General features: G+C 48.0%; 19 protein-coding genes. 5 read left to right on the plus strand and 14 right to left on the minus strand.

Features of this window, described 5'->3' with window-relative positions; translation table 11 throughout:
* The first annotated feature begins 155 nt into the window (after positions 1-155).
* Positions 156-2,072 carry a phosphatidylinositol-specific phospholipase C domain-containing protein gene (locus tag HRM2_RS12060; RefSeq protein WP_015904284.1) on the plus strand — a complete coding sequence of 639 codons (1,917 nt, stop codon included), beginning with the start codon at positions 156-158 and terminating at the stop codon, positions 2,070-2,072.
* 161 nt (positions 2,073-2,233) lie between these two features.
* On the opposite strand, the gene HRM2_RS12065 is transcribed toward HRM2_RS12060, so the two are convergent.
* The 9 genes from HRM2_RS12065 to HRM2_RS27660 all read right to left on the minus strand — a co-directional run bounded on the left by HRM2_RS12065 (position 2,234) and on the right by HRM2_RS27660 (position 11,306).
* On the minus strand, positions 2,234-4,186 hold the full coding sequence (locus tag HRM2_RS12065; protein ID WP_015904285.1) for an alpha-amylase family glycosyl hydrolase: 1,953 nt from the start codon (positions 4,184-4,186) through the stop codon (positions 2,234-2,236).
* 25 nt (positions 4,187-4,211) lie between these two features.
* Entirely contained in the window at positions 4,212-5,093 is an 882-nt protein-coding gene (locus tag HRM2_RS12070) for a carbohydrate kinase family protein (protein WP_015904286.1), read from the minus strand.
* Positions 5,090-5,935 (minus strand): HAD-IIB family hydrolase, encoded by an 846-nt coding sequence (locus tag HRM2_RS12075; protein ID WP_041273234.1) that lies wholly within the window; start codon positions 5,933-5,935, stop codon positions 5,090-5,092. The genes HRM2_RS12070 and HRM2_RS12075 overlap by 4 nt, the downstream gene beginning before the upstream one ends.
* Positions 5,925-8,096 (minus strand): HAD-IIB family hydrolase, encoded by a 2,172-nt coding sequence (locus HRM2_RS12080; protein WP_015904288.1) that lies wholly within the window; start codon positions 8,094-8,096, stop codon positions 5,925-5,927. The genes HRM2_RS12075 and HRM2_RS12080 overlap by 11 nt, the downstream gene beginning before the upstream one ends.
* An 894-nt stretch (positions 8,097-8,990) precedes the next feature.
* Entirely contained in the window at positions 8,991-9,545 is a 555-nt protein-coding gene (locus tag HRM2_RS12085) for a DUF6691 family protein (protein WP_015904289.1), read from the minus strand.
* Positions 9,546-9,555: 10 nt separating this feature from the next.
* Positions 9,556-10,122 (minus strand): YeeE/YedE thiosulfate transporter family protein, encoded by a 567-nt coding sequence (locus tag HRM2_RS12090; protein ID WP_015904290.1) that lies wholly within the window; start codon positions 10,120-10,122, stop codon positions 9,556-9,558.
* A 5-nt stretch (positions 10,123-10,127) separates the two neighbouring features.
* Positions 10,128-10,445: an ArsR/SmtB family transcription factor gene (locus HRM2_RS12095; RefSeq protein WP_015904291.1), complete on the minus strand. Its 318-nt coding sequence runs from the start codon at positions 10,443-10,445 to the stop codon at positions 10,128-10,130.
* A 308-nt stretch (positions 10,446-10,753) separates the two neighbouring features.
* On the minus strand, positions 10,754-11,071 hold the full coding sequence (locus tag HRM2_RS27655; protein WP_015904292.1) for an SDR family NAD(P)-dependent oxidoreductase: 318 nt from the start codon (positions 11,069-11,071) through the stop codon (positions 10,754-10,756).
* The gene (locus HRM2_RS27660) at positions 11,058-11,306 is read right to left on the minus strand and encodes an SDR family NAD(P)-dependent oxidoreductase (RefSeq protein WP_015904293.1); all 249 of its coding nucleotides are present in this window, start codon (positions 11,304-11,306) and stop codon (positions 11,058-11,060) included. The genes HRM2_RS27655 and HRM2_RS27660 overlap by 14 nt, the downstream gene beginning before the upstream one ends.
* A gap of 267 nt (positions 11,307-11,573) precedes the next feature.
* Here HRM2_RS27660 and HRM2_RS28320 point away from each other — a divergent pair, with 267 nt between their 5' ends.
* From HRM2_RS28320 to HRM2_RS12110, 3 genes are read left to right on the plus strand one after another with little or no spacing between them, the layout of a single operon-like run.
* Positions 11,574-11,768, plus strand: a complete 195-nt coding sequence (locus tag HRM2_RS28320) for a winged helix-turn-helix transcriptional regulator (RefSeq protein ID WP_015904294.1) — start codon at positions 11,574-11,576, stop codon at positions 11,766-11,768.
* Positions 11,725-12,288: a DUF1638 domain-containing protein gene (locus HRM2_RS12105; RefSeq protein ID WP_015904295.1), complete on the plus strand. Its 564-nt coding sequence runs from the start codon at positions 11,725-11,727 to the stop codon at positions 12,286-12,288. Before HRM2_RS28320 ends, HRM2_RS12105 begins: the two co-directional genes overlap by 44 nt.
* Positions 12,281-12,604 carry a hypothetical protein gene (locus HRM2_RS12110; RefSeq protein ID WP_015904296.1) on the plus strand — a complete coding sequence of 108 codons (324 nt, stop codon included), beginning with the start codon at positions 12,281-12,283 and terminating at the stop codon, positions 12,602-12,604. The genes HRM2_RS12105 and HRM2_RS12110 overlap by 8 nt, the downstream gene beginning before the upstream one ends.
* Positions 12,605-12,714: 110 nt before the next feature.
* Here HRM2_RS12110 and HRM2_RS12115 read toward each other — a convergent pair whose 3' ends face one another.
* Both HRM2_RS12115 and HRM2_RS12120 read right to left on the minus strand, forming a co-directional pair.
* Positions 12,715-14,958: a molybdopterin-containing oxidoreductase family protein gene (locus HRM2_RS12115; protein WP_041273235.1), complete on the minus strand. Its 2,244-nt coding sequence runs from the start codon at positions 14,956-14,958 to the stop codon at positions 12,715-12,717.
* Between the two features lie 48 nt (positions 14,959-15,006).
* Positions 15,007-15,444, minus strand: coding sequence for a MarR family winged helix-turn-helix transcriptional regulator (locus tag HRM2_RS12120; protein WP_041273236.1), 438 nt, complete (start codon positions 15,442-15,444; stop codon positions 15,007-15,009).
* 141 nt (positions 15,445-15,585) lie between these two features.
* On the opposite strand from HRM2_RS12120, the gene HRM2_RS12125 reads away from it, so the two are divergent.
* Positions 15,586-15,843, plus strand: a complete 258-nt coding sequence (locus HRM2_RS12125) for a TonB-dependent receptor plug domain-containing protein (protein ID WP_232364261.1) — start codon at positions 15,586-15,588, stop codon at positions 15,841-15,843.
* Positions 15,844-15,857: 14 nt separating this feature from the next.
* On the opposite strand, the gene HRM2_RS12130 is transcribed toward HRM2_RS12125, so the two are convergent.
* From HRM2_RS12130 to HRM2_RS26605, 3 genes are all read right to left on the minus strand, one after another.
* Complete coding sequence (locus tag HRM2_RS12130) at positions 15,858-17,285, minus strand: S8 family peptidase (RefSeq protein ID WP_015904299.1); 1,428 nt, start codon at positions 17,283-17,285, stop codon at positions 15,858-15,860.
* 223 nt (positions 17,286-17,508) lie between these two features.
* Positions 17,509-18,453 carry an outer membrane protein assembly factor BamD gene (locus tag HRM2_RS12135; RefSeq protein ID WP_041273238.1) on the minus strand — a complete coding sequence of 315 codons (945 nt, stop codon included), beginning with the start codon at positions 18,451-18,453 and terminating at the stop codon, positions 17,509-17,511.
* A 341-nt stretch (positions 18,454-18,794) separates the two neighbouring features.
* Positions 18,795-19,130 (minus strand): hypothetical protein, encoded by a 336-nt coding sequence (locus HRM2_RS26605; RefSeq protein WP_015904301.1) that lies wholly within the window; start codon positions 19,128-19,130, stop codon positions 18,795-18,797.
* Positions 19,131-19,155 lie beyond the last annotated feature (25 nt).

Genomic DNA, 19,155 nt, shown 5'->3' on the forward strand with positions numbered 1-19,155 from the left:
CTTGTTTCAGAAATGGGGGGGTGACCCGCTTATGGATATCATGAATGATACCTAAGTCTGTTCATGATTTTGTGCAGGAAGTGAACAAGAAATGACTGAAATCGTAAGTATTCATCAATTTAACCGCCACATATAAATACGAAAGGACAATAGAAATGAGCCAAGACATAACATTCAAACTCAATGGTAAAGCATCTGATCTGAAAATTGACTTTCGGCTGGAAGACTCCCGAATCAAAAAAGACAAGCCAATCGACCCCAGCAAAATAAAAATAGAGGGTGGTACCGGTATACTGAAAATAAAGGTCGATGTGGGCCGCAGCGGTAATTTTGATGTTGCCGATTGGTATAGGCGTTTTGTGGGCGGGGATACACTTTACGTGATGCATGCCCGCGGCGGAAGCAATAAGCCAGATAAGTTGAACCTCGCGCTCAAGGGTTGGCTGATTATCGACAACGTTAAGTACCATGTCTGCTTCGGGCAGGGCCACTATTCAAACTGCAATAACTGGCATTTTTGCAGTTTTGACCTGCTCGCCCGCCAGGATAACAAGTCCGGATATCTGAACAACTTCTACTTTATGGATACCAGCGGCTCGGACGAGTTCCACATCAAGTACGCCAATGAAATCAACAGTGGAAAGGGCGTCGAGCTTTGGGGGTACACCGGCGCGTCCCCCGTATATCCACGCTTCGATATGGAAGGTGATACTTTTCACCCATTTTTCTACCAAGGCAGCGGACTGGGAAGCACCGGAACCATGAAACAGGGCAAGGCCTACGATACCACCGGGGTCTTTCCTGAGCATCGTGATTTCCATCTTCAGGCGATCTCAAGCGCGGGAGCGCAACTGACCGAGGTCAAATACAAAATAGACCGGCTAACCGGTGGTATTTCAGGAAACGACGTATCGAAACAGACCGTGGTTCAGTTTAAAGACAGCGCGGGAACGCCATGGCTGATGAACTATGGCATCTCTCATGCACCATCCCCCATCACCGATCAATCGTACAATTACCTGGGGAAGCGCAATCTTCGATGGTTGACCGACCTGGCGACTGCCTGCCCGGGCATCCGCTTCAATCAACTGGTGTTGCCCGGAGCCCACGACGCCGGCATGTACGAAATCAACGTCGATGGTTTTTTGTGGATCGAAGAAGCTGCCGCCGTGCTGCTCGCGTTGCTGATACCGGTTCCGGTATGCAACACCTCCCTCGCTGGTTTGTTGGCCGCCAACGGATTCGAGGTGGCCCTCGCAAATTTCTCGGTTACCCAGAAAGACACCGCTTACAATCAAATGATTAGCGGTACTCGCTATTTCGATTTACGGCCGGGCTACAAAAAAAATGGTGACGTCAATAAGACTTACCACATTCACAATTTCATCCCAGGGGCGCCCTTTGCTACCTTCCTTCAGGATGTGAATAAATTCCTAAGGGAAAATCCAAACGAAATCGCAGTGTTCCGGATTACAAGCTCCGGCATCGACAAAGATAAATTCACACCGCTTACCCAGGATCAGGTTGAGGACGTTGCCAAGGCTAATATCACCAGCGACGTCGGCTATGATTTCCCGTCGAATCTGTCAACCTTTGAGGCCCAGAGTTTAAGCGCCATAGCCGGCTCCGGCAAAAGGGTGTTTTTCCTCTATAACATCAGTGATGTTAACGACAGCTACAGCAATGATACATATTCCAAATCGCTTACTGATCCACAGCCTGTGATTCAGGCGTTGAATGAAACGGTGCAAAAGACCAGCAGTTCGCAAAGCCTTACAATGCTACAGCTGCAGAACACCGGTTCGGCATCGCTGAAACATTATATAAGCGACATCGCCATGAACAGTACCGAATGGATCAACGACCTGGTGGGTTCCAAAACCGGTAATATCCTTCAGGACACCAAAGGGATTTTTGACCACGCAACCTACAACTGGTTGACACAGAGCGACGTGATTGCCAGCATCCAGAAGCAGAAGTCCCTTGTGGTGATTCAAAACGATTTCGTTGATGTCGCCTTGGCAGAGCACGCCTATGCACTGTGCAAAAAAAGATTTGACATAACAAAGTAAAATCGGGGATTGAGGCCGCACAGGAGCGGCCTCAGCGTTTATATTCCCTCCTCTCCCACTGTCGAACCGCAATTCAATCACCGCTGGATGGTGGGGATAGAGGGAGGATAGCACGACAAACGGGGACAATGCACTGGGGCAGGGGACCCTTCAGCATACAATCATCGTTCAGACAACCAGTAAAAACTGTACTCCGGAATCACCAGAGTGTTTTTAAAGATCTCGGGACTTTCTCCCCTGTACAAATCGACAGGCGACCGATATTGAGTCCGCCAGCTGCCAATATCTTCGAGATTGAGATGCTGTGGTTTATTGCTGAAGTTGGCAACCACCAGTACCTGCTCACTTGGCTGTTGGATATGGTAACGTCCGAAAACAAAGAGATGTGGATTGTCGACTTCAATTAATTCACGATTATTAAAATCGGCAAAAACTTCAATTTCCTTCCGGACCGCAATCATCCGCTTCAGGGCACTGAAAATCTCAAACTCGATGGTTCCCGGGGTATTGCGCCGTTCCGCTTTATCCCAGTCAATGGATGGTCGGTGCACCCAGCGTGAATCTCCTTTCTTAAAAGGGTCTTCACGGTAGGAGTCATCGTTTAAAGTGCCAATTTCATCACCGTAGTAGAGAAGAGGGATTCCACCGAATGAGAGGATCATACCATGCAGTAAAAGAATCAATTTAATGGAAGCCGTGATGGCCTCGTTGTCTCCTGTTTCAACGGCATGTTGAAGTCCTGCCAGTGATGCCAGGGAGCCTGAGATACGCGAGTCACCTGTCTTCGGGTTCTCACCAAAAGGCAGACCCCTGGCGTGGGAATCATCATACTGTCCGGTAAAATACTCAATCAGATATTTTCGGTGCTGACTGGGATCATAGTTACAAAGCTGGATGTCACGATCATCAAAACCCAATCCGATATCGTCATGACAGCGTACATAATTGAGCCAGGTTGCCCCATCAAGTTTAACCGGCAGACTCCTTATCCCCTGGTTAAGCAAACGGGCATTTTTTGTTGCCACCGCGTCCCAAAGCAGTGCCATATATGTCGCATTATACGCAATCTCACACTCCTTTGCTATGACCGCATCTTCGCCGAAATATTTTATCACTTCCACTGGAGCGACAATAGCCTCGGCAATAAAAATAACCCCTGGTGCGGAAACTTGACAGCAGTCCTTAAGCAGCTGCAGAATCAGATGCGCTTCACGCTCATTTTGACAGGTGCTTCCGATTTTTTTCCATAGAAAGGCAACTGCATCAAGCCTGAGAATATCAGCGCCCTGGTTTGCCCAGAAAAGAATGATGTTGAGCATTTCAATAAAAACACTTGGATTGCTGTAGTTGAGATCCCATTGAAAATTGTTGAATACAGTCATCACCCAACGATTCATCTCTTCATCCCAGGTGAAATTTCCAGGGGCTGTTTCAGGAAATATTTCGGGCATGCTCTGCTCGAACATATCCGGGACATCCCGTGTTTCAAAGCAATAGTAATAGTCCTGGTATTTCTTTTCTCCTGCCTTGGCTTTCTTTGCCCAGTAGTGTTTGTTTGAGGTGTGATTGACAACAACATCAAGCACCAGCAGGATATCACGTTTTTTCATCTCGTCTGCAAGGGACTGAAGATCCTCAAGGGTTCCGACCTCCGGGTTTATCTCGCGAAAATCACTGACTGCATATCCACCGTCACTGCTTCCTTCAGGACAGCGCAAAATCGGCATCACATGAACAAGGTTGACGCCTAACTCCTGGAAGTAGTGCAGGCGCTGCTGGAGCATATTCAGGTTGCCTGCAAACCCTTTACAGTAGAGCGCCATTCCCACAAGCTGTTGACTGAGAAACCAGTTGTAATCTTTTTCCCTGGCAAGGTCGAGCTGACGGAGTTTCTCCGGGCGTTTGATATACTGCATCGCCATGATTTCCACCAGTTTTTGCGCCTGTTCTGCAAAATCATCTCGATTACCGTACAGTTTTTGAAACAGACAATGGATTCCGTAAAAGTTTGCACCCAGCCGGGTATAGAAATGGCGCAGATCCTGCTCAGAAATTTCAGGTTTGATACGGTTGAGAATATCGTTTAAAAGCGTGTGAGAGACTTGTTCGTACATATTTTTCCTTCAGGCATTACTCGCTTTAAAGCGAGGTGGTAAATTCATTATAAAAGTTCAAATCGTCAGTTGTAGCACCACGCAACCCGATTACCTTGCCTGCAAACTGCTGGGCATAACGAAGATTCAGATCAACAGGCAAATCTGCAAGAATTCCATGGATATAGACGGCACTAAATGCATCACCTGCGCCTACCGTGTCAATCAATAGTTCAATTTTATCGGGCACAAGGGAATGCATCTTTCCCTGTGCTGTTCTGACCATGGTGCCCTGTTCACCCCGGGTGACGATTATTTGCTCCAACCCACAGGCTGTCTGCAGTTCTGCCATCTGGGATTCGATCTCTTTTTCTGCCCCGACCAGCAGCTTTAATTCATCCTGGTTCATCTTTGCCCAATGCGCTTTCTGGAGCCAGGAAAAAACCTCGTCCTTCTTCCACCACGGTGCACGCAGGTTGACATCCATGAAAATTTTCAGCCGCGTATTCTGGATAATAGAGCTATATGCTGAGCGAGCGACCGGATTTCGCAGGCACAGACTTCCATGGTACAAAATACCTTGGGTGATTTTTCCAGACAACATATCATCAGAGATAAAGTCATAGGCGCAATTTTCAACAATCTCGTAATACGGCTCGTTGTTTTCGATTGTCACCTGAACCTTCCCCGTCGGGTGTTTGTTATCAATCTGAACCAGGGTGGTATCCAACCCCCATTTTTCCATGGCATAAAGAATCTTGCTGCCGGATGAGTCTTTTCCCACGCGTGAGATGAAACCGGGCTGATTGCCCAGGGCCTGTAGATGCCAGGCAACGTTAAACGGCGCCCCGCCGAGAATTTCTTCTCCGGTTGGGAAACAGTCAAAAAGTACCTCTCCAAAGATGTAAAGTCCAGCATGGTTTGTCATGATATCTTCAGCCTTTTTATTATCTGGGGTTCATAAAAGGCAATCCCCTGCAAAACACCGGCACAGTAATTACCACCTAAAGGAAAATCGTTCTCTTCAGCCACATAAAGAGACCCTTTACTGCCATTTTTCTCAGCCAGTTCAAGGGATCGTTTTTTAATCACCCGGTCAGCATTGGCCACAAGAACCGAGCGTATCTGACTTCCCAGCACAGGGAGATCATTACCGCTGTCACCGCAAAATATGGTTTCTTCCAGACCCAAATCAAGGTACTCCTGGAGAAATATGATGGCATGCAGTTTTGTTGCGTTTTTCGGGAGGACATCAAGTAACCCGACCTGCTCTGGTTCATCAATGCTCAGAATCAGACTGGCATTAACGCCCAGTTCTGCCAGAATCAGACTCGCCTGGTGCTCAATTTTTCCATGGTCGGCACTCAGAGGCAGATAATAACTGAGCTTATAATCGTTCTGTTTGCTGTTTTCCTGGAGTTTCAGCTCGGGCAGTCTGCTGAGTGCCTGCTGCAGCTGGTAGTGAGTTTTTCCCTGCCAGTCTTTTGCGATCTGCTTCTGCCATTGTGATATGGAAATCCAGTTGTCACAGGTCTTTTGATATATTTTTGTGCCGACGTCGGTAATTATAAAATCGGGTTCAGGCAGGTTGTATTTCTTTATGGCCTCTTCCACGAGCTGAAGGTGACGCCCGGTAACATAGGCCAAAACAATTTCAGGTAAGTTGCATAGCCTGCGAAACTGTGCCCGGGCATCGGGGTGTTCTGGGTGAAGACCGTTGGGTATAACCGTCCGGTCCATATCTGTACAGAGCAGTAATTTATTGGACATTGTCTTTTTTTGGGGTTTCCTGGGGGTCTTTACAGGTTGAAAAAAAATCGTAATATTCAAGGGCTTCAAGGATGCCTGCGGCATTTGGACGGCTTGAAAAATAGATTCGTTCAATATCATCCAACTGTGACAATTCCTCATGATGGCGATTTGCAACCACTGCCGCCAGGGTATTTCCCCGCATCATGTCTTCATCGGCTCCGGATCCGCCGGCAACAAAAAACGACTCAAGGGGAAGGTCCAACTGCTCTGCCACGTAACGCAGGGCCATACCTTTAGAGGCGCGTAAAGGTAGAATGTCAAGAAACTGACCAAAGGCCGTCTGGATAAAGAAGGATAATTCCTCCCTGTGCAGCGATTGTTTGATCTCCTCAACGTCAATTTCATTCGGGTCAATATAATAACTGATCTTAAACCGGCTCTGCTCACTGCCGGGTTGAATTTTCAATCCCGGCAGATCCATCAGAAGCGCCTTTATCTTTTTGGGTGACCATTGATAATCTATGTGTTTAGCCCAGGCAGTATCGGCTGCAAGGGTTGGTGCATGATAGATTTCGCTGCCGCTACTGGTAATGAGCACATCCGGCTCCGGTATCTTGTGCTTTTTCATCAGTTTAAGTGCGGAATCAAGGCGTCTTCCCGTTGCAATTATAAAGTGGCTGCTGGTGCGATTCTGCCTGAGGATTTCAGCAAGTTTTTGAAGCGACTGTGTCTTTCCTAACAGGTTCTGATCTAGGTCGCTCACAATCGCCCTGTCTCGATAGAGGCCGGCACGCTGTTTGACCGGAACGCGCAATAACTGCTCTGAGCGTTCCGCAATCGGTTTTACAACAGCAAGGTATTGCTTTGCATGGGCATCCCATGAATAATTTTCTTTAACACCCTGCAAACCTTGACTGGAAAATTCCTGCCATAACTCTTGATCTTCAATGAGCCTTAATATTGCTTCAGCAATGGTTTCCGGTTCCAGGGGATCGACTAAAAATCCATTTTTGCAGTTAGCAATGATATCCTGTGGACCACCGTCCTCAGTGGCGACGATTGGTAGTCCACTGGCAGCGGCTTCAATCAGGGTCAACCCGAAAGGTTCTGTTAAAGCCGGATTGACAAAAACGCCACCCGTGGCAGCCGCAATCCGGTAAATCATCGGCACCTGATCACGCTTGTGATGCTTTGGCAAGGTCACTTTTCCATAAAGATCGTAACGATCAATTGCTACCAATAATTCATGGAAAACCTCCTGGGCACCGTCTTCCAAATCATCAATATCATCACGGTTCCCCGCTATTATTATAAGGTTTGCCAGTTCCTGTAACCGCGGGCATATTCCGAAAGCTTCGATCAAAGCGGTGATGTTCTTGCGCCTGTCTGGTCGGGAAAGGGCAAGGACGATCGGTTTTTCGGGTGCTTTCAAGTGCTGGGTCAGCTCATTGAAAAAGGGTGTCAACATCTCTTCACCATTCCCGGGAGTGAACTGATTAAGATCCGTCCCCGGTGGAATAACCCGCATCTGATCCGGTTGATAGTGATCATACAGCTCATATTGCTCTACAATTTCCTGACGAGTACTTGTTATTACCCTTTCCGCAGAGGCCAGAGCCAATTCTTCTGCCTCAATTCGCCGGCTCATATTAAAGCGAGCGTCAATTTCCTTTGCTTTTAAACCGCTTGCCAGGAGCCGACTTCGTTTTACGCGGCCAAGGGAGTGACCCGTGTGAACTTGCGGTATTCCAAGAAGGCTGGCAAGGTGGGAACCAACGTACCCTGCGTCGGCATAGTGGCTATGAATAATATCAGGGAAACATTCGTGGCCATGGAAAAAATCCGCCAGATTGTCTGTGAAAAAATCGAGATGATCCCAAAGTTCTTCCTTGGCAAGGTAGGCCACAGGTCCGGCATCAATGCGAACGATTCGAAGTTTTTCTCCAAGTTTTTCTATTGGCTGGGCATAGTCACTGGAGACATTTTCATCCACAACGCGCTGGGTAATGAGGTCAACCTTTTTTATGCCGGGTTGTCTGGCAAGGGCCTGGGCGAGTTCAACGACATAAAGTGTTTGTCCGCCAGTGTCGGCATCGCGTCCCAGCTCAAGATTATGCCAACGGATCAATCCGTGTATGCTTAATAATGCCACGTAGAGACCGTCTTTTGATTTCGTCATAGGTAACTTTTCCCGTAAATTTTCGTTTTTCTGATGAAAACAGGATAGGACAGAAAGATGTTTTTTGTCAATAAACGCATTAAAAATTGTAGAAAACCTGAAATAAGACCCCAATCGGACACAGGCAGATCATGTTGTCTCTGTGCCCGGCTGGGGGATGCTCAATTGGGTGAGTGTTTCATATAACCCACATGTCCTGACGGACACAACGAAGATAGAAACTCGACAGAATAGGCGGGCGGAAACGGGTGTTACCCTGAACGGGTTAAATGGCAACGGTGGGCATGGACGCCCAAGGAGTTGCCATTTTCCTCGGAGCAGCCCACGGACGGGCTGCGAGAATGAGAGAAGGGTAACACCCGTTTCCGCCTACCGGTTTGAAGTGTGTTTCATATAACCGGCACGGCCGGAACGAGGTATGGCTCCGGCCTCAACGAATTTTGAAACACCTTCATTGACAATGCTTTGACGAGTGTTTCATATAAACCCACATGTCCTAGCGGCCACAACGAAATATGAAACACGATGATACAGGGCAGGCGATAGTACCATTCCGCCCCCTTTGGTTACCCGGACCGGAACGGTAAACGTCGGGGGGATTTCTGCCCTTCCAGACTAAAGCGCAGGAACTGCGGGCTAAAGTCCTCAAACAGCCTGCGCTTCTTAACGCCTGGAAGGGCAAAAATCCTATCCCCTTTGGTTTACAATGTTCCGATCAGGGAAACCAAAGAGGGCTCGAAAGTCGAGACTTTCACAATGATGTTTCGACATGCGTTTCTTATAAACCGGCATGGCCGGAGCGAGGTATCTTCACCGGCCACAACGAATGATGAAACGCCTCTGTTTACAATGCTTCGGTGAGTGTTTCATATAAAAAAAACCTAAAAGTTGGAATCAGACCTTATCCGGTAGTTTCCATGCAATGAGCATGAAAACAACCCCGATGGAGACGGCCAGTAAAGTCCCCGGTATAAAGGGCAGCAGCGGCTGGAAGGTGTCCGAGCCTGTCGCCAGCATAACTTTACCACCAGCGATCTTGTCAAACAACCATGAATCCTTGATGATGTCGTAGGACAGGGTGTAAATCAAGGCACCTACAAGGCCGCCGCCTACAAAAAACAGGGCATCTTTCCGACCGTCTGCCAGGGCAACCAGACCTGTTCCTGGGCAGTATCCGGCCACTGCAAATCCAAGTCCCAGCAGCGCGCCGCCCACAATAACGCCGATGTAGCTGCTTTTGACAGACAGATGTCCGGCGTCGATAACACCAACACTCATCAATAAAAATAAAAGGGTGCTGCTGATACCAATGGCAAACAAGATGGCCTTCATAAGGTTCAGGTCCGTGAGGCGCAACATGTTAATGATGTTCTGGGGATTGGTGGCGCCGACCCGCTGCAGGGCAAACCCAAAGAAAATTCCGAGTATGATGGCAAGAAAAATCGTCATAAAGTACCTCCTAATTCCTTTTGTAAACCATTATGGCTACTGGGACGGCTGCGGCAAAGGCTCCCAGGGCAAACAGGTAACCACTCAGGGATGTCTGCATCATTCCGCTCATCATATGGCCGCTGGTGCATCCTCCGGCCAGACGAGCACCAATGAGGACAACCACGCCTGCAAAAAAAACAGTCAGGTTGCGCAATGCAAAATTATTGCCGAAACGCTGGCGCCAGACTTCAGGGGCGCTTCGGTCGAGTGCTGTGGGCCTGGGGCCGCCCAGACGAGAGGATAAAAACGCCCCCGCGACCATGGCAATAACAAAAACAAAGCTGTAATTGAAAGGATTGGCCACGTTTTTAGCATAACTGCCGCCACTCTTGTTCAAATATGCGTTGGAGCTCGTGTAGCCCGATTTGATTGCAGCATCTTTTTGAACCACTGTGTCTGAGAACAGGTTCCACACAATACCGTCGGCAATGACAAACTGGGTGGACACCCCGATCGGTTTAACAAAAGCCACTGCAAGAAGGAATGAGGCTCCCAGCAGGAGCCCGCCTTTAAACCAGTTCAATTGTCCTTTCATAGGTATTACTCCTCAACGTTGGGGTTACAATAAATACAGTAAAGTGCCTCAAGTATTCTGGATACAGCCTTGCTTTTGAGACGGTAGTATATAACCTGGCTTTCGCGTCGTGTCTCCACAAGGCCTGCCTGGCGCAATCCAGCCAGATGCTGGGACAGGGCAGACTGACTTAAGGGGATGGCCTGGTTCAGTACACTGACCGGGCACTCTCCTTTCATCAGATGACACAGCACCATCAGGCGGCTGGGATGGCCCATGCTCTTGAGCAGCCTTGAGGCCTTTTCCGCGTTTTCTTCGAGTTTTCTGGGATCCATCTGTTCCATAATCTACGCCGATTATTATTAGTATTTTCTAATTTAGAATAAACTAATATACTTCTTTGTCAAGGTAGAAGTTAAAAAATATTACCAGACGGGGTTACACCACCAGATCGCGGGTCTGCAATTTTGACAGGGACTTAAGTGTATAAGATCAGGCCTGCCAGGACAGCGAGAGATCAGAATATCAATGTGTCGTATGCCAGCTTTGTTCAACCGTTCCAGTTGCTCAGAGAAATCCTTCAGGCTAACCCTTTGTTCATATATTCAAGGGACTGATCTTGGCCTGTTTGCGTTCCTAACCACAGGTGGTTTTAAGTCTTATCACGCAAAGATCTGGCCAGATAGAAACTCCACATGGTTAATGCCAGTTTGCTTTGGGCATAGGCATCACCCTCGGATAAATTTTCTTTTCCCGTTAGTGCTTCGTGGGACACCAGCGCCTGTGCTGCCGAACTCAGATTGATAATACGGGCATCAGACGCTTTTTTCAATAGGGGCAGCAACCTGTCAGTCAGGACATAGGGCGCCAGATAGTTTACTGCAAATCGTATGTCCTGGCCGTCTTTATTGCGGGATTCAGCACTATTATAAATTCCGGCATTATTAATCAGAACATCAATTTCCGGCACCTCGTTCTTTAATCTGGTCGGCCATCTGTCCCAGGGAATTTAAATCTGAAAAATCCGCTGTAAATCCACCGACGGTTTTGTTTTGTGTCTTTGATCTTATTTCTGAAATTGTTGCAGCAAGTTTATCAGGATTTCGCCCATGCAGATAAATACCATGGCCCTGTTCGGCCAGTTTGATAGCGGCAAGTTTTCCAATACCGTCGGTACTTCCTGTTATTAAGATGGTCTTTTGCATTTTTTATCTCCTTATTTTAACAGCACAACTTTCGGACTTCACTTTGATGATAGGGGGCAGGCTTGTGTTGTTAGGGGCTGAATCTTTTATCAGGCTCCATGTTTTTGACAACATCTTATCCGCTTTCTAAGCCGAACAAAAGTGCAATAATGCAGGCCTGACCCCATGTAAACAGCCAATCTGAAAGTTGAGGTAGTAATAATTTGTTTTTTTGCTATACTTTTTATAGTTACAAGAATAGTTAAGGTAGACGGAGAAAAACCCCCAGTGAAAGTAGAATATTCATTAACTGATTTTGGAAGAACACTTGTTCCGTTGCTGTATTCAATTGCCCAGTGGGGTGATTATGTAGTTGAAAATCATTTAAAAAAGAACATTTCCAAAAAAAATTGCAGGATATTGAAAAAAAGGGATGGTCATGGCCAAAAAAAAATTAATTGCCTGCCAGATTTTTGCCGATGAACTTTTGGCTGTTTTACCTGAAGTGTATAAAGATATTGAAATTACCTGGCTTGATCCCGGACTGCACATGAATATGGAAAAACTCGAAACCACCATAGAACAGGCGTTAAAGAATGCCGTGGCAGAAGGGGCAGATGCAAGGGTCCTTTTCGGCAATGGCTGCAGTCCGGAAATGTGCAATATTATCAGCAGACATGGCGGGAAAATCCTTGGGGCCAAAAACTGTATCGACGCATTCTGCCATGAACGTGTTGATGAGTTAGAGCAGAACCGAACTGTCATTATGACGCCCGGCTGGATCCGTTTTTTTTCCAACCTTATGGCGGAGGCAGGCTGGGATGAAGTGGATGTTCGCCAGAACTGGGGGCGTTATGATCGAATTTTACTGCTGGATACCGGCGTCAACCCGCTGTCAGATGAAGAACTTCTTGCATTTTATGACCTGATACAAGTGCCCATTGAGACACAGCCGACAGGCCTTGATTATTTCCGGGAAAAACTGATGGAAGTGCTTGGATAGATTTAAATTTAAAACGACAGAATCAACCGTTCAGGCGGTTAAAAAGGAGACTGAAAAGATTAAAGCAGCTAAAGCCCTGGTCATTGGTGGATATATCCCCTCTTCACAAATAGACGGGTTCACAAAGGCCTTACTTGAAAGATTCTGGTCCTTCAGACACCAGAAGAATCTTTTAAAAGGCAAACTGGTTGCCACTGTCCTGACCGGACTTGCGCCAGGAACCCTGAATGCTGTCAATCAGGCCCTGGCCGCAGAGTTCAAGGAATATGAAAACATGGATCTTATCGGGCAGGTAACCGTACAGGGAAATTGCTGACCGCTGCCATTTAACCCGCTTCGGGTAATACCTGTTCCCGTTCACCTTTGTTATCGGATTTTATTTTTTGTCGTACCAGCCGGAAAGCTAACCGCACAGGTCGAAATCTTTCATTCCAGGCCTTCCACCCGGCAGGGTACATACCGATGAAGGGGCGTACCAATGGGATCTCTATGGGTATTTTGGGTAAGCCGGTTTACGTTCATGCCATGGATTTTGCCTTTATGGGTAAATCCAAATCCGTGGGGAATCAGGACCATGCCCTTTGCAACCGCTTCACTGATCTCAATTTCACCAATCTCTGAGCCGGCAGCCGTGGTTATTTTTGCCATTGCACCGTCTCGCAGGTTTAACTTTTCGGCATCCTTATGATTTACAGCTATGGTGCAATCGCGTTTCCCTTGATTCCATTCCGGATTGCGCATCAAAGAGTTTATGGTGTATCGGGTGTGCCGGCCGGCATTGAGGACAAGGGGAAATTCATCGGGCAGTCTGAGATCTTCAGCTTCATCGTCGGGGGTTAGGGCCATTGCCTGGTCTGCAAGCTCTGGAATATAAATTTCCAGCTTCCCTGACGCAGTTTTAACGCAGGCCATGGGGTTGTCCGTGTTCACCTTGCCCACCCAAAGTCCCTGGGGTTTATCCAGCAATGCCTGGAAGATCTTATCGCCCTGGGCAAAATCGGGTTCAAACCCGGCCCGGGCAGCGTGTTCCCTGAACGGCTGGGGGGCTGTCATCAGCATTCCCCAGAAAGCCGCCTTGGCTGCACTGTCCCATTCTTTGCCAAGGGTTTTCGCCAGAACAAAGGGCATTGCCTTAAAGGCACGGGGTTCCTGGGTGGCCCAGGTCATCAGTTCTCCCCCATAGGCCATTCGGTCGCCTTTGGCAGCCGCCTTGAAAAGGGATTCCGGAATTTCAGGAATCAGCCCCAGGCGATCGGCCAGCAGGGTATGAATCTGGGAGGCTTCCAGGCACTGACCAGGCGGTGAAACCAAGGGTCTTCTGAGCTGGCAGAAAATCTTGGGATACGTCATGGGGAAGAAGGTGGTATCCCAGGATTCATAAAAGGAGCGGCAGGGAAGGATATAGTCTGCCAGGTAGGCTGTCTCGGTCATGACAATATCATTCACCACCAAAAGATCCAGATGGTTGAATGCCTTTTCATAGGCCTTTGTATCCGGATACGCCCGCAACGGATTGCAGGCAGAGACATAGACTGCCCGCAACCGTTGCGGATGATCAGAGAGAATCTCTTCGGGCATCACCGCCGGTGGGAACGCGCCCGCTGCTGCCGGCGGCATGTGAGTGGTCATGGTTTTCCACACTTTCGGGTTCCGCTCGTCTGCATGGAACCCCATGGGCATAACCATGCCGGGAATCAAATTTCCGCCGGGTGTTTGAAATACGCCGCACACGGCCCCGAGGATGTGGAGAAAATAGGAGTTCAACGTGGAATGGCGGCCCATATATATACCCAGGTCCTGGTGAAAACTCCAGCGTCTGGTGGTCATCAGATGGCAGAGTTCCAGGACCGCATCATATTCCAGGCCGCAGACCTGGATCGCCTTGTGGACGTCAACCCCTTTAAACCAGGGAAGAACCTGGTCCCAGCCATCCACGTGGTCTTTCAGATAGGCGCTGTTCTCCCAGCCATTGTCTATAATGATGGCGACCATGGCCTTGATGAGCAGGGCATCGGTTCCCGGGCGCAGGGCCAGATGAATGTCGGCAATCTGTGCGGTCTCACTTGTTCGAGGATCTATGGCCACAAGGGTTCTGTTCGGATCCTTGGAAATCTGTTTCAAAACAAGGGGGGCCCGGGGCATCTGATGGCTTTCCATGCCGTTCCATCCCCAGGCCACCAGCATCTGGGTGTTATGTTCGTCAGGACCGCTGATATTGTACTGCTTGCCCATGACCCGGCCCGTTACCCACCAGTGCCCTGAAAATTCCTGGCCGGATGAAGAATAGTAATATTTAGACCCCATGCCCCGGAGCAGACTGAGGCCAAACCCGGTTTCCATATGACCACCCTGGGAACTGCCTCCCATATAGGCCAGGGACCTTGGACCATGTTGACCCACTATCGCCTTCATTTTTTCGGCAATCTCATCCATGGCCTGGTCCCAGGAGAGGGGTTCAAATCTGCCATTCACCTTTTTTAACGGCTGGGAGATCCTGTCTTCCTGGTATTGATGATAGAGAACATTGAGGCCCTTTCTACAGGCATATCCCTGGCTTCTGGGGTTTTCCCTGTCTGGAAGCACTTTCACCATACGGCCGTTTTCAACCTGTACTTTCAGCCCGCAGTTCTGGGCACAGAGGACACATCCGGTTTGTTTCCATGTGGTCATAACTTGTCGTTCCTTGTATATTGGGTTGATGGTTTCACCCACGTGAAATCAGCTATAATTTTCGATAATGCGATCCAGAAAACGATGGATTACCCCAATCTCAGTATCCGTAAACCCATCGACCAGATCACTGTTGTATTCGGCAACCAGGGGCCGGGTCTTTTCATTGATATCCCGTCCCTTGTCCGTTAAAAAAATATGCGCAGCCCGGCCGTCTGTTTCCGATTGCTTTTTCACAATAAGACCGTTTTTTACCATTCGCTCCACAAGGGTTGTGGTGGCTGATTTGTTCTGGAAAAATGCTCTGCTTAAATCCTTTAGAAGACATCCATCATGTTTCAATAGATAAAACAGGGTAGCCGTCTGAACGACCGAAACACCAAGCCTGTTTGTTATTTCGCGATCAACATATTTCAACAAAATACGCTGGGAAATGTTGAGTTTATAAAAAATCCGTTTGTCAGAGGATAGGTTGTTTTGAGACATGTTCCTCCCCATTTAATAGATTGTTTTGGAATTGTTGTATTTTTAAAAACAGTGCACATATTACCTATATCTGTTTATATGTGTACTAATGTCAACATTTAGTTTTTAAGACCCAGGCCATAAGATACTTGCAATCCACATTTGTCAAAGAGGCCACAGAATCTTTTCGACAGTGGCGCGGCTATTTTTGTTATTACCAACAAAGATTTGATGCGTTCCGGGGTTACAAGTATTCCCGAAGCACTGCCCATGGTGCCGGGACTCCATGTTGGCCGCATTGATTCCAAAAAGTGGACGGTGAGCAGCCAGGGGGTTAACAACCGTTTTACGAAAAAGCTTTTGGTGCTGATTGATGGACGGTATAGTTTGACAACGATCCAGCACTTTCCTGATGGTTAATGATGGGTTCGTCGTTAACGCACAGGTTGGAAGGAATCTGGAAAGGATCTAAAGATATTAGAAATATCTTTTGGGTCTGCCCCGGGGTTCTGGGACAAAAAAGCGGCAATCTGGTTTGCCGCAAATGCAGCAGAAATGGAGGTGCCTGCGTAAATGCCCGGATCGGCCTTGTATCCCACCGGCATATTGGCAAACCCGGGAAGATAAGCGTCCACAAAGTCGCCATAATTTGAGTTCTCCCAGTTCTGGCCATCCGGTGCCAGGGCACCAATTCCAATGACAGACCCATAGGCCGCAGGATAAACGGGATTGCCCGTGGCATCGTTGCCGGCAGATGCTACAAACACAAGGCCCTTTGATGCGCCATATTCAAAAATATCGTTCATGAAATCGCTCTTTGTGTCTGAACCCCAGCTCAGGCTTACAACCCTTGCGCCATTGGCCAAAGCGAAATCAATCCCGTTCATCAGTGCTGTGCTGGACGTATATCCATTTTCATCAAATGTGCGAATGGCAATGACAGGATTAGCACTGTCAATTTTTTTTTCAGCTCCGAATGGAGTGACAATGCCCGCAGCTAATAGAGCCATCTGAGTGCCATGGCCCAGTGAATCAGAAATCGGGACATCGGGATTAAAGGCATCCAGGCTAGCAAGAAGATACTCGCCGGGCAGATTGCCCGACGCCAGGCCTGAATCAAGAACGGCAATGGGGACAGAACCATCGGATATGGGCTTGAAATTAAAGTTGGCTGTTATTTTCGAACCGGTCAGATATCGGTAGGGCAGGGCAATGGGGTAGGCATAATTGGGTTCCACCTTTTCAATGCCGGGAAGATCTTTCATTTGATCAACCAGTTCTGGGACATTTGCCTGGTCTGGCAGTTTTATCCTGTAAATGCCAAGGGCTCTGTTTTCTGCCATCAGTGTTCCACCAAACTGTTTCAAAATCGCATTCAACGCGTTGGGGTCCACCCCCGGCCTGAGTCGGATCAGGATTTCTGCCTTGACATACAGAGACCCGTCCTTGGGGTTGCGGGCAAGATCCAGGGTCGGATCCTTTTCTCGGGGCAGCATCGGATGTTTGTGACCCTGCTTGAAAATATGTATTTCCGTCAGCCGGGTACTGGATACCTCAGATACATACGTTGATTCCCATTTCAGGGCATGACTTAAATGTAATGGTGTTAAAATGGATTCCAGGGCCTTTTGAAGATCCTTGTCGTTTAAATCTGAGGTAATATCAGGATTTAAACCGGGATCAATCGATACTTTAATGCCTGTTTTTACAGCAAAATCATTCATCAGGGTCTGCAGTTTTACCTGATCCGCATGGAGGGTTATCCGATCATTTTGAAAGGCCAGCTGAAAGGCGATTCCAGGAGAGACGAACAGAGCCCACACCAGACAAATGATACAGCTGATTTTGAATGACGGTTTCATAACTGCCTTTATTTTTTTCAGAATCTTGATTGTTGAAATATTGTCAATCGGCACAATACATTTCTTGATATGGGTTGAAAAAAATATATACCTCCTGATAATCACGTTCCTCTTTATCCACCAGTTTAAGGTAATCACCAGCTGTCTTTAATTTAAACAGGCCCTCTAATTAAAATTGCACGTTTATGTTTTTTTATTCATCCCCGTTACAGAATTATGGTTTTCAAGGCATAAGAATTGATCGGGAAAGAAGTTCAATGTCTGGGTTGTCAGCTTTCACAGCAGCATCCAGGGCCCTTTGGGCCAACCGCCTTGCACCATTGACATCTCCCCATTCTTCAGCCATGCGGGCCGCCTGGTAGAATCGGTCTGCACCCAGATCGAATTGGTTGTCGGCTATATGGGCATCTGCTGCCCTGGCAAGGGCTGGACCCAGGGCACGGAACTGCCTGGACTCGCGCAGCAGATCGACCTGCTGTTCAAACATTCTGGCAGCGGTTCCATGAATTGATTTTCCCATGGCCAGGTGTCCCTTTAATGATGCCAGCCGGGCCTGCAGCAGTTTATCCGTGGGAAGAGTGGGACACGCCTGGATTTTTTCAATCATAGCCGTGGCTGCGCACCAGTCCTGACGATCGCATGCAATCCGACCGGCTATAAAGTCTGCCTGAATCATGTGTCCGGCAGTGGGCCTGGATCTTTTGTCAGTTTTCAATTGATAGAGGGCACCCTGGGCATCCGCAAGGTTACCTGCAAGATAGTCTGCCTTTGCCCGGAGCAGCAGAACATCGGCAATGGGCAGTCCCTGGCGGACAAGTTCAAGGCAGGCTTCGGTCAAAAGCGGGCGGGCGCGGTCATATTGCCCAAGCCCGATCAGGCAGGCAGCAAGGCTGACGGCTGAGTTTGCAATGGCATCGGACCTGGCTGTTTTTAGGGCGCGTTTGCGGGCAAGGGTGTAATAATCGACCGCTTCTTCCAGGCGGCCCTGGCTGAAGGCATTCCGCGCCCCAGTATAGTACTGGGTGTAGGTACTATCTTCAACAGCCGGCTTGTTCATTTTTGGCCCTGCGCACCCCGGACCCAGTCCAGCGGCAATACACAGCAAGACAGCCAGAAAGAAAGGACTAAGATTTAAAAAACTGGTGTATAAACCATTGTGTGAATTCATTTTAATCGCCTGTTCAGTCCACAGCCCCAAGCTCCAACACAGTTGGGGGGATGAAAAAGACGGGTCATACTTTGAAATTTCTTTTATTTTAGCGACCAAACCAAATTAAAAGGATTAGAAAACAGGACCCACTGGCAAGAGGATATAGCAATTCACACCATTTTAAAAACAATAAATAAAAATGAAATGGATTGGATTGGATTGGCCTGGAACGAAAAAACGTTACAGGGAAAGAAGTTCTTCAATTTCTTCCGGGGTAAGAACAGCGTTGTATTGTTGCCGTCTCCTGTCGCCTTGTCTTCTATATCTTTTTCGTCTGTCAACGCCCAGCCGTGATTTCATCAACGAGCGCAACCAGATGTGGAGGGGTCGGGGTTGGTCATTGGGATCTTCCCGAAAATCATGACGTCTTTCCATTTTGGATCGACGGTCGTTGATGATACGCCGGTCATGATTTCTTCGGCGATCTTGCTGTCCGGTTTGATTGCTTTGCCCGGTTCGATAATATTTATCTGTTTTTGTGCCCATAATACAATACTCTCGACGCTGATTCCCCTATCCTGATAACACATTTCCATCTCAACTTTCTGCAACGATTTTATAATGGCAGAACAATGAGGGGAAATTTTGTGAGAATTATGTGAATAAACGCAGGAAATGCAGATCCGCCTTTCCATGGCCAATGGTCCTGACTCCCTTTAC

Origin of the sequence: Desulforapulum autotrophicum HRM2, from assembly GCF_000020365.1 — a bacterium.
Classification (GTDB): domain Bacteria; phylum Desulfobacterota; class Desulfobacteria; order Desulfobacterales; family Desulfobacteraceae; genus Desulforapulum; species Desulforapulum autotrophicum.

What these genes read in the sequence shown, in the direction of transcription:
- HRM2_RS26605 (WP_015904301.1), bottom strand. Translation starts at nt 19,130, where the DNA reads ATGGAAAGGCGGATCTGCATTTCCTGCGTTTATTCACATAATTCTCAC.
- HRM2_RS12105 (WP_015904295.1), top strand. Translation starts at nt 11,725, where the DNA reads ATGGCCAAAAAAAAATTAATTGCCTGCCAGATTTTTGCCGATGAACTT.
- HRM2_RS12090 (WP_015904290.1), bottom strand. Translation starts at nt 10,122, where the DNA reads ATGAAAGGACAATTGAACTGGTTTAAAGGCGGGCTCCTGCTGGGAGCC.
- HRM2_RS12065 (WP_015904285.1), bottom strand. Translation starts at nt 4,186, where the DNA reads ATGTACGAACAAGTCTCTCACACGCTTTTAAACGATATTCTCAACCGT.
- HRM2_RS12095 (WP_015904291.1), bottom strand. Translation starts at nt 10,445, where the DNA reads ATGGAACAGATGGATCCCAGAAAACTCGAAGAAAACGCGGAAAAGGCC.
- HRM2_RS12130 (WP_015904299.1), bottom strand. Translation starts at nt 17,285, where the DNA reads ATGAAACCGTCATTCAAAATCAGCTGTATCATTTGTCTGGTGTGGGCT.
- HRM2_RS12070 (WP_015904286.1), bottom strand. Translation starts at nt 5,093, where the DNA reads ATGACAAACCATGCTGGACTTTACATCTTTGGAGAGGTACTTTTTGAC.
- HRM2_RS12080 (WP_015904288.1), bottom strand. Translation starts at nt 8,096, where the DNA reads ATGACGAAATCAAAAGACGGTCTCTACGTGGCATTATTAAGCATACAC.
- HRM2_RS12135 (WP_041273238.1), bottom strand. Translation starts at nt 18,453, where the DNA reads ATGAATTCACACAATGGTTTATACACCAGTTTTTTAAATCTTAGTCCT.
- HRM2_RS12120 (WP_041273236.1), bottom strand. Translation starts at nt 15,444, where the DNA reads ATGTCTCAAAACAACCTATCCTCTGACAAACGGATTTTTTATAAACTC.
- HRM2_RS12085 (WP_015904289.1), bottom strand. Translation starts at nt 9,545, where the DNA reads ATGACGATTTTTCTTGCCATCATACTCGGAATTTTCTTTGGGTTTGCC.
- HRM2_RS12060 (WP_015904284.1), top strand. Translation starts at nt 156, where the DNA reads ATGAGCCAAGACATAACATTCAAACTCAATGGTAAAGCATCTGATCTG.
- HRM2_RS12075 (WP_041273234.1), bottom strand. Translation starts at nt 5,935, where the DNA reads ATGTCCAATAAATTACTGCTCTGTACAGATATGGACCGGACGGTTATA.
- HRM2_RS27660 (WP_015904293.1), bottom strand. Translation starts at nt 11,306, where the DNA reads ATGCAAAAGACCATCTTAATAACAGGAAGTACCGACGGTATTGGAAAA.
- HRM2_RS12115 (WP_041273235.1), bottom strand. Translation starts at nt 14,958, where the DNA reads ATGACCACATGGAAACAAACCGGATGTGTCCTCTGTGCCCAGAACTGC.